Origin of the sequence: Pseudomonas syringae pv. cilantro (assembly GCF_001293775.1) — a bacterium.
Taxonomy (GTDB): domain Bacteria; phylum Pseudomonadota; class Gammaproteobacteria; order Pseudomonadales; family Pseudomonadaceae; genus Aquipseudomonas; species Aquipseudomonas syringae_P.
Genome location: NZ_LGLN01000066.1, coordinates 106000 through 113642, shown reverse-complemented (window position 1 = coordinate 113642; position 7643 = coordinate 106000). Strand labels below are relative to the sequence as shown.

General features: G+C 60.0%; 6 protein-coding genes. 2 read left to right on the top strand and 4 right to left on the bottom strand.

Annotation, left to right across the window (positions count from 1 at the left end):
• Positions 1-184 precede the first annotated feature (184 nt).
• The 4 genes from ABJ99_RS17240 to ABJ99_RS17225 all read right to left on the bottom strand — a co-directional run bounded on the left by ABJ99_RS17240 (position 185) and on the right by ABJ99_RS17225 (position 5505).
• Entirely contained in the window at positions 185-1546 is a 1362-nt protein-coding gene (locus ABJ99_RS17240) for an imelysin family protein (protein WP_054086850.1), read from the bottom strand.
• A gap of 179 nt (positions 1547-1725) precedes the next feature.
• Positions 1726-3777: a putative bifunctional diguanylate cyclase/phosphodiesterase gene (locus tag ABJ99_RS17235; protein WP_054086849.1), complete on the bottom strand. Its 2052-nt coding sequence runs from the start codon at positions 3775-3777 to the stop codon at positions 1726-1728.
• Between the two features lie 349 nt (positions 3778-4126).
• Positions 4127-4711 carry a superoxide dismutase gene (locus ABJ99_RS17230; protein WP_054086848.1) on the bottom strand — a complete coding sequence of 195 codons (585 nt, stop codon included), beginning with the start codon at positions 4709-4711 and terminating at the stop codon, positions 4127-4129.
• 191 nt (positions 4712-4902) lie between these two features.
• Entirely contained in the window at positions 4903-5505 is a 603-nt protein-coding gene (locus tag ABJ99_RS17225; protein WP_054086847.1) for a LysE/ArgO family amino acid transporter, read from the bottom strand.
• A gap of 94 nt (positions 5506-5599) precedes the next feature.
• Between ABJ99_RS17225 and ABJ99_RS17220 the strand changes: the two genes are divergently transcribed.
• The gene (locus ABJ99_RS17220) at positions 5600-6499 is read left to right on the top strand and encodes a LysR family transcriptional regulator ArgP (RefSeq protein WP_054086846.1); all 900 of its coding nucleotides are present in this window, start codon (positions 5600-5602) and stop codon (positions 6497-6499) included.
• 73 nt (positions 6500-6572) lie between these two features.
• Positions 6573-7565 carry an NAD-dependent epimerase/dehydratase family protein gene (locus ABJ99_RS17215; protein ID WP_054086845.1) on the top strand — a complete coding sequence of 331 codons (993 nt, stop codon included), beginning with the start codon at positions 6573-6575 and terminating at the stop codon, positions 7563-7565.
• Positions 7566-7643 lie beyond the last annotated feature (78 nt).

Genomic DNA, 7643 nt, shown 5'->3' with positions numbered 1-7643 from the left:
TGTTGCCTTGGAATTGCTCGCCAGAGATGCCTCGCTAAGCCAGATACTCATTTTTTGCTAGGTGGGGTTCGTGGCGCGCATACGAAATATCGTCGACCAGACGCGACGCACGGGTCGCCCGCACACAAAACAACGCCGGTCAGCGAACTGACCGGCGTTGTTTTTACAGCAGCAAGCGCAGTGATCAGAACTCGTGGTCGGCGTTATCCGGGTTCAGGTCGGTGATGCCCAGCTTACCCGCTGCCTGCTCGATGGCGCCGGTCTGTTTGACCAGAGCGGCGATAGCGTCGCGAACGACTTGATTGCCTGCGGTGTTACCGGAGGCGATCAACTGGTCGAAGTGTTCGCCCTTGTTGGCGTGATCGACGATGACCTGCAGCTTGGCCTGAGTGTCGTCCAGGTCTGCGCGCAGGGTGGCGTCGGTGGCCGGATCGACTTTGGCTACCAGCGACGAGAGGCTCGGGCCGCTGACTTTGCTGCCGTCGGTGCGGGTGTACTCGCCCAGGTAGACGTTGCGAATGCCTTTGCCGTTGTAGAAGTGCGAGTTGTGCGTGTTGTCGCTGAAGCAGTCATGCTCGTCTTCGCTGGAGTTGGCTTCCAGTGCGACTTTCATGCGTTCGCCAGCCAGCTCGCCGAGGGACAGGCTGCCCATGCCGAACAGCATTTTGCGCAGGCCGCTTTCGCCCGACTCGGCTTCCAGCGTAGCGCGGTAGTTATCGGCCACACCTGCGCGCCAGTTGCCGGACATTTCTTCCAGGTCGCTGACCAGCAGGTCAGTGACGGCTTTGAGGTAGGCGCGGCGGCGGTCGTTATGACCACCGGTTGCGCCTGCGCCTACAAGGTAGTCGCTGGCTGGACGATTGCCAGCGCCAGGGCCGGTGCCGTTCAGGTCCTGGCCCCAGAGCAGAAACTCGATGGCGTGATAACCGGTGGCAACGTTCGCCTCGGAACCGCCCAGCTCGTTGAGGCTGGCGAGTTTGTCGGCAGTGATCTCTTTGACGTCGACTTTGTCCTCGCCCACCTGAATTTCGGTGTTGGCGATGATGTTGGCCGTAGCCCCAGGGTTGCCCAGCGCGTGCTGGTAATCCTTGGCCACATAATCGATCAGGCCTTCGTCCAGCGGCCAGGCGTTAACCTGTCCTTCCCAGTCGTCGATGATGGTGTTGCCGAAGCGGAATACTTCGCTCTGCATGTAAGGCACACGTGCCGCCACCCAGGCTTCACGAGCCGCTTTCAGGGTTTCGTCATTGGGCTTGGCCAGAAATGCGTCGACCGCCGCGCTGAGTTTTTTCGCACCGGCCTCGGCATCGTCGAACACGGCCGACACCATGTTGGCGTAGTTGGCGACCACGGCTTTGGCCGCTGCGTCGTCTGTCTGTGCGGCGGCCGGCGCGGCGGCGGGTGCAGCAGGCGCTGGCGCGGTGGCCGGGGCAGCAGGGGTTGCGGCTGGCGCCGGGGCGGCGGCCTTGTCCTTGCCTTCACCGCAACCGGCGAGAGAGATAGCGATGGCCAACAGACTAGCGGTTGCCAGAGGCATACGAATCATGACGGAATCCTGCGTCGATAGGGTTAAGGCGGGAGTGCGCCCAGAAAATCTGCGACATGATGCGAAAGATTTGCATTCGATGTAAAGGCAAAACGCCGTTGCCGTCGTGATCAGGTATCAGGGAGGTTGTAAAAGACCGTTTCAAAACGTTTTGACCGGCCCCTGCTGCGCGGCAGTTTTCAGAGTGTGACGGGATTGCGCAGACGTGCGTGCTTCAAATACGCCAGCAGCTCACGGGCTGCCAAAGGTTCGCTGTACAGGAAACCCTGGCCTTCGTGGCAGCCCTCGGTCATTACGTAGGCCTCTTGCTCGACGGTTTCCACACCTTCGGCAATCACCTGCATGCCGAGGCTTTTGCCCAACTGGATGATTGCCCGCACGATCGTGGCGTCATCGTCGTCATGAATGAGGTCCTGGACGAAACTCTTGTCAATCTTGATCTTGTCCAGCGGCAGACTTTTCAGGTAGCTGAGCGAGGAGTAACCCGTGCCGAAGTCATCGATGGCGATCAGCGCGCCGGAGCGGCGCAGGCTGAGCAAGTGCTGGGCGGCGGTGTTGATGTCTTCCATCAGGCCGGTTTCGGTGACTTCCAGCTCGAGGCTGCGGGGTGGCAGGCGATAGATTTGCAACAGGTTGTTGACGACCCGTGGCAGCTCGGCGTGATGCAGTTGCACGGTCGACAGGTTCACCGCCATGCGCAAATCGGTGAAGCCCTGATCGAGCCATTCGCGCAACTGGCGGCAAGCCTGGTCGAGCACCCATTCACCGATGGCGATGATCGTGCCGTTCTGCTCGGCCAGCGGGATAAATGCGTCCGGCGGCACCAGCCCGTGCTCCGGGTGCTGCCAGCGGATCAGCGCTTCCACGCCGACCACACTGTTGTCGCGATAGCTGATCTGCGGCTGATAGACCAGGTACAACTGATCACGCGGCAAGGCCTCACGCAGGTCTTTTTCGAGCTCACGACGGCGGCGCATTTCGCTGTCGACGCTGGCGATGTAGAACTGATAGCGATTGCGCGAGCGGGCTTTGGCCAGGGTCATGGTCTGTTCGGCTTTCTGCAGCAGTTTCTCGGTGCTGTCGCCGTCCTCGGGGAACAGGGTAATGCCGATGGTTGCCCGCAGCTGGATGCGCTGTTCCGCCACTTCGAATGGGGCTTCCAGCTCGTCGAGGATATTCTGCGCCAGTTCTGCCGCTTCGTAGGGCTGTTCGATAGTGGCCTGAACCAGCGCGAACTGATCGCCGCCCAGCCGCGCCAGAGCGCCGAGCCGGCCGCTGTGCGCGCGCAACCGGTCTGCGAGTGCCAACAGCAACTGATCGCCGGCCTGATAACTGAACTGCTCGTTGATGCCTTTGAAGTCGTCGAGGCCCACACACAGAACCGCAACCCGGTGTTGCTGACGTCCGGCATCGTCCAGAATTCGGTCCAGTCGGGTCTGCAACTGAAGCCGGTTGGGCAGCCCGGTCAGAAAGTCATAGTGCGCCAGGCGCTGCAGATTGCTTTCGGCTTCGTGGCGCAAGTAGGTGTTGCGCTCGATGGAGGCCAGCAGTTGATTGGCGGTGTTGACCCAGATCCCCAGCTCGTTTTTTTCATGGCCCTTGAGCAGCGGCAATTGATGCTCGCTGGGGCGATCCGGGTTAATGGTCGTGAGGTGTTCGATGATTTTCGACAGCGGCTTGGTCAGCAGCCAGTGATAGACCAGATACAGCACCAGGCCCATTGCCAACGCTCGTAGCACGCCAGCGATGAAGATGATGCCCGCGTTGACCAGAAAGCTTTCACCGTAGTTGGCCGTGTCCAGGGTGATGCGCAAATCGCCGTAATACTCGCTGTACGGGCTGCGTCCCACTAATTGCGTAGAGAAGCTGCGCTCCTGACCCAGAATGAGATCGGTCAGCCAGCGGGTCGGCGATGCTTTCAGCGGGCGGTCTTTTTCGGCGAGCAGGGTTTCGTTGGGGTGTCCGATCGACGCCATGCGCACCGAGTCATCCTGAAACAGGCCTTCGATGACCTGCATGCCCATTTCCCTGTCCAGGCTGTAGACCGCCTGAGTCGAGGGATCGCGAAACATGCCGAGAATCCGCTCGGCATCACTTGCAACGGCTTGCCGGGTCTTGTACGCGTCGAAAACGATTTGCGCGCAGCTCAATACGACGCCGACCAAAAGCGCTGACAGGAGCACGACACGCAGCAACTTTACCGACAGGCTGTTCTTGAGTTCCAGCTTCAATGGCCGTTCCTTAGTTCGTGTCGGAGGGGGCGTGTAGCCCCGTCACCCTCGAAAAACCGGAGTGCCCCAGAAGGAGACACACCTGGCTGATCCTCGCGTTCCTTGCACCCACTGGCCCACGCCACCTCAATTCAGCCGACGGCCGTGTGCATGATTCGAGCAGGACACTGTAAAGAATTACGTCGTGATAATTAGCTAACTAATGCTTTCTGACAATACACAAAGTACGAGCGGCAGGCGAAAAACATTTGTGCGGCGCATGGATGAAAACCGCTCGCCTGAGGCTATTTCGCGGAAAGCAGGCCAAAAAAAACCCGGCGCAGGGCCGGGTTCTTCAGTGTTGCCGGATTCAGGAGGCGTATTGCTCAGCCACGAAATCCCAGTTCACCAGGTTCCAGAACGCTTCTACATACTTCGGACGCAGGTTGCGATAGTCGATGTAGTAGGCGTGTTCCCAGACATCGCAGGTCAGCAACGGCTTGTCGCCGCTGGTGGTCAGCGGGTTGCCGGCACCGATGGTGCTGGCCAGCGCCAGAGAGCCATCAGCCTTTTTCACCAGCCAGCCCCAGCCGGAGCCGAAGGTGCCGATGGACGTTTTGCTGAACTCTTCCTTGAACTTGTCGAAGGAACCGAATGCAGTGTTGATTGCTTCGGCCAGCGCGCCGGTAGGCTCGCCGCCAGCGTTGGGGGCCAGGCAGTTCCAGTAGAACGTGTGGTTCCAGACCTGAGCGGCATTGTTGAAGATACCGCCCGAGGAATTCTTGATGATCTCTTCCAGCGTTTTGCCTTCAAACTCGGTGCCTGGCACCAGGTTGTTCAGGTTCACGACGTAGGTGTTGTGGTGCTTGTCGTGGTGATATTCCAGAGTCTCCGCAGAAATGTGCGGCACCAGAGCGTCTTTGGCGTAGGGCAGTGGTGGCAATTCAAAAGCCATGGTTTATCTCCTTTCAGGTCAATTGCGGTAATCGCGTGGCCGATCACGGGCGGCCAGGAGCAGCATGCACCGGGAGTTTTACTCTTTTGCGGCGCAGACCCCGGATCATAGCACCGGGCCTGCGGCTTAACCACGCAACAACTGTGTGGGATAGAGGTTCCTGCGCTGTTGCCCCAACGGACATGAAACCTTCAGGCTGAACGGATCAACTGCCACGCCACGCCGAACATCATGACCGCCACCATCACGTCCAGCAGACGCCAGGTGGCAGGCCGGGCCAGCCAGGGCGCGAGCCACGCCGCACCGAGCGCAAGGCAGGAAAACCACATCAGCGAAGCACTCGCCGCCCCGGCCACGTAGGCCTCCGGTACCGGTTGCTGCGCCCCGAGCGAACCGATCAGCAACACCGTGTCCAGATAAACGTGCGGGTTGAGCAGCGTCACGGCCAGCGCGCTGAGGAGTACCGTGCGGCGTGACCTTTTGCCAGTCGCCGCGGCGTGCTCGAGGCTTTGTGTCGAGCAGGCCCGGCGCAGTGCCTGCAGGCCATACCACGTGAGGAATATCACGCCGCCCCAACGCGCCACCGCCAGAAGAGTCGGATTTTGCGCCAGCACGTTAGCCAGCCCGAACACCCCGGCAGCAACCAGAATGGCGTCACAGATAACGCACAGCAGCGCCACCGGCACATGGTGTTCCCGGCGCAGCCCCTGAGCCAGCACGAACGCGTTTTGCGAGCCGATGGCCATGATCAGCCCGGCCGCAATCAGTAATCCATTGAAATAGCTTTGCCACATAATACGTTCCCATCGGGCAGATTCAGGTGGCGATTCTCGTCGGTGTAGCGGTATAAGGAAAACCAATAATCTTTATCGCTCATTAGGAAATCTGATGTTCGACTATAAACTGTTATCGGCGCTCGCCGCCGTCATCGAGCAAGCCGGATTCGAGCGCGCGGCTCAGGTGCTGGGGCTGTCGCAGTCGGCCGTGTCGCAACGCATCAAATTGCTGGAAGCGCGTATCGGCCAACCGGTGCTGGTCAGGGCCACGCCACCCAGCCCTACCGACATCGGGCGACGTCTGCTCAACCATGTGCAGCAGGTGCGTCTGCTGGAGCGTGATCTGCAAAGTCAGGTGCCTGCTCTGGATGAAGAGGGTGTGCCCGAGCGACTGCGGATCGCCTTGAATGCCGACAGCCTGGCAACGTGGTGGGCGCCTGCGATTGGTGATTTCTGTACACAGCACCGTCTTTTGCTGGACCTGGTGGTCGAAGATCAGGACGTCGGGCTCAAGCGTATGCGGGCCGGCGAGGTCGCTGCCTGTCTGTGTGGCAGCGAGCGCCCAGTGGCCGGGGCGCGCAGTCAGTTGCTGGGGGCGATGCGCTATCGGGCACTGGCCAGCCCGGCGTTCATCGCGCGTCATTTTGCGGACGGTGTCAGCCCCGAAAAACTGGCCAGGTCGGCAGCACTTGTTTACGGGCCGGATGATCTTCTGCAGCATCGTTATCTGGCACTGCTTGGTGTACAGGAAGGTTTCGAGCATCATTTGTGCCCGTCTTCCGAAGGTTTCATCCGTATGATCGAAGCCGGAATGGGCTGGGGGCTGGCGCCCGAGCTGCAAGTGCGCGGGCAATTGCGCAGCGGCGTTCTGATTGAGCTGCTGCCGGATCGTTGTATCGATGTGCCGTTGTACTGGCACTATTGGCGCAATGGCGGCCAGCTGCTGACACGCCTCACCGAGCATCTGGTGCAACATGCTGCGCGCTGGCTGGTGCCGTTGAGCGATGAATGATCGTCATTGTGATCATGTGTAATCAATGCGGGTCGGGTTTTCCCGTCACGCAGGTGCGTTAATGGAGCGGTAAATGAAGATTCTGGTCACCGGCGCAAGCGGCTTCATCGGCGGACGCTTTGCGCGTTTCGCTCTTGAACAGGGCATGAGCGTGCGGATCAATGGCCGCCGTGCCGATGCCGTCGAGCATCTGGTCAGGCGCGGCGCCGAGTTCATTCAGGGCGACCTCGCCGACCCGTATCTGGTGCAAGCGTTGTGCGATGACGTCGAAGCCGTGGTGCATTGCGCCGGCTCGGTCGGCGTGTGGGGGCGGCGTCAGGATTTCGTGCAGGGCAATGTGCAGCTCACCGAGAACATCGTCGAGGGCTGCCTGAAACAAAGAGTGCGCAAGCTGGTCCACCTGTCATCGCCGTCGATTTATTTCAATGGACAGTCGCGCCGCGATATCACTGAAGATCAGGTGCCCAAACGCTTCCACAATCACTACGCGGCCACCAAATACATGGCCGAGCAGAAAGTCTTCGGTGCTGCAGAATTCGGTCTCGAAGTGATTGCCCTGCGGCCGCGCTTCGTCACCGGCGCAGGCGACAACAGTATCTTTCCGCGTCTGCTGCAGATGCAGCGCAAGAAGCGCCTGTCGATCATCGGCAACGGCCTGAACCTGGTCGACTTCACCAGCATGCAGAACCTCAACGAAGCGTTGCTGAGCAGCCTGCTGGCAACCGGATCGGCACTGGGCAAGGCCTACAACATCAGCAACGGTACGCCGGTGCCGCTATGGGATGCGATCAATTATGTGATGCGGCAGATGCAGTTGCCGCAGGTTACCCGCTATCGTTCCTACGGGCTGGCCTACAGCGCGGCGGCCATCAACGAAGCCGCTTGCAGGCTGTGGCCGGGCCGACCTGAACCCACGCTGACAAGGTTGGGTATGCAGGTGATGAATAAGGACTTTACGCTTGATATCAGCCGTGCAAGGCATTATCTGGATTACCAGCCGCAGGTCAGCCTGTGGACTGCCCTGGATGAATTCTGTGGCTGGTGGCAGGCACAGAGCGGGATGTGAATGCGGTAGTGGCACAGTGAGATTGGTCACCGTGCTGTTGATATACTGCCCGATTTTGGTTTCGACAGTTTCCTGAAG